Source organism: Lacihabitans sp. LS3-19 (assembly GCF_024343575.1).
GTDB lineage: Bacteria > Bacteroidota > Bacteroidia > Cytophagales > Spirosomataceae > Leadbetterella.
This window is the reverse complement of the sequence record NZ_RJUA01000080.1, coordinates 1-2,247: the sequence shown is the minus strand read 5'-3', so window position 1 is coordinate 2,247 and position 2,247 is coordinate 1. Positions and strand designations below refer to the sequence as shown.

The window sequence follows — 2,247 nt, the reverse complement described above, 5'->3', positions numbered from 1 at the left end:
AAATGAATACTTTAGGACAAAGATATCAATATAGAACAAATTTAGGAAGAAGCTTGAGTCAAGGATTTGAAGGATATTTAGAATTTGATCCTATTTCTGCTTTTATCAAAAAATCAAAATTTGGTTATTTGAGTTTATTTGCTTCAGTTGCATTTATTGATGCTACCTACAAAGGTTTTAAAACTACAATTGTTGTTAATAACCAAATAGTTGAAGGTAATTTAAGCGGCAAAAAAGTAGAAAATGCTCCTAGTAAAATCAATCGTTTTGGGGTGAACTATAATAAAAAAGGATTTTCGATGACTTGGCAGTTAAGTGATATCGGAAGTGCCTATTCTGATGCCTCAAATACGGAGACTCCAAATGTTGCTGCAACTACAGGCTTAATTCCAGCCTATACAGTTCAAGATATTTCGGCTAGTTTTAAGTTTCTGAAAAATTATAATGTGAAAGCTGGAATTAATAATATAACCAATGAAAAGTACTTCACAAGAAGAGCTGGGGGGTATCCTGGCCCTGGAATTTTACCAGCTGATGGTCGTACTTTTAATGTTTCAGCAGGTGTAAAGTTTTAAAAACATTTTGAAGCTTTATAAATTATAAGGAGTCCCAAAAAGACTCCTTTTATAATAAATTCAAAATAAACTTGAATGTTTTTTTGTCTTAATTATTTTGCAGCCTTCACTTGACTTCCCTGCTTTGCCAAAACAGTATCTGATATATTGCCAGTGCCTTTGTTTCCAGCGTATTATATTACTCTTCCAGAGGTCATTGGGCGGTCAGATTTGTTTCTTGAAAACACGAAATGCAGTCCTTTTCCTTTGGCAACTTGTTAGGCAGCAGTTTTTATTTTTTGCTTTTTGTAAAAGATTTGCCGAGAGGTCTGCATATTTTACAGTCGAAAACGACGCATGTCAACTTATCGCCATTCCAGCTTTTATACCATCAGATATCAATTTATTTTATAGTTTTAGGTAGTTTACATAAAGGGGAAAAGTAGGAAATGATTTTGACAAAATATCCTTCAATGTGCAGGAGTACAATTCTGTTGATCCGATTATGCCTCGAAATTATTCTTTAAAGATGGAATGGCATTTCCCTTAAAATAAAAAACGGGTTTCAATTTTGGAGTCCGTTTATTGTTTTTTTAACTTTAAGATTGGTTTATTGATAATTTGGTTAATTCTGTTCAAAATTTTCAATATAAGTTTAAGGGTTAAAATTTAGTTTTTATGAATAAAAAGCATTTCGTTTTAATACTGATATTTTTTTCTATAAAACTTATAGCTGCACCATCTCCTGTATTTTTACAATCTATTGAGGAGGTTAAACAGAAAGCTATTGATGAACATAAAGGTATTTTTGTGCTTTATTATGCGGATTGGTGTGGTTTCTGTAAAAAATTTCAAGAAGAAACATTAACCGATCCTCAAGTAATTAATGTTTTAAATTCTGGTTTTGTTTCTTATCGTGTATTGAACAGTTCAGAGGAAGGGACAGCTTATAAAGCTGCTTTTTTTATTAAATCTCTTCCTACTCTTTTATTTTTTGATGAAAATGGTGACATAAAAACCATGTCTTCAGGATTTAAAGAAAAAGAAGAATTTATTCAGCTTTTAAAAAATGTATATAAATCCTACTTTCTAAAACCATACCCAGAAATAAACCAATCCTTACAGTTTTTGAAAAGTAGGTTGATTTTTAATAACTATATAATAAAAAAAGATATACCTTTTGTCTATTCAAAAAGTGTCGTTTGTGACGACGGTAATCCATGTACCACAGATTCGGAAGGTCCTCTAGGTTGTGTTTTTACTCCTAAAACTAATGGGAGTACATGTGATGACAATAATATTTGTACAGAAAATGATCAATGTATAGCAGGTACATGTTCGGGTACTTCCATTTCTTGTCCAGATGACGGCAATCTTTGTACCACCGCAGCATGTAATCCACTTTCAGGATGCATTCAAGTAAACAATAATTCAGCTTGTGACGATGGTGACCCTTGTACAATAAACGATGTATGTCATAACGGAGTTTGTGCAGGAATACCGAAGACTTGCGATGATGGAAATCCATGTACCACTGATAGTTGTGATCCATTGACGGGCAATTGCGTGTTTGTGGATAACTCAGCTTCATGCACAGATAATAATGTATGTACTGAGAACGATTATTGTGTGGGAGGAGTTTGTCAGCCTGGACTTACACCCAAAGTTTGTGATGATAATAACCCTTGTACGG

The 2,247-nt window shown here is 33.0% G+C and carries 2 protein-coding genes; both read left to right on the top strand.

Annotated elements, in window-relative coordinates; translation table 11 throughout:
* A partial coding sequence (locus tag EGI22_RS15450; protein ID WP_255069334.1) for a TonB-dependent receptor occupies positions 1-575 on the top strand: 575 nt, incomplete at its 5' end.
* A 657-nt stretch (positions 576-1,232) separates the two neighbouring features.
* Positions 1,233-2,247: thioredoxin fold domain-containing protein (locus EGI22_RS15445; RefSeq protein ID WP_255069333.1), on the top strand; the 1,015-nt coding region annotated here is incomplete at its 3' end.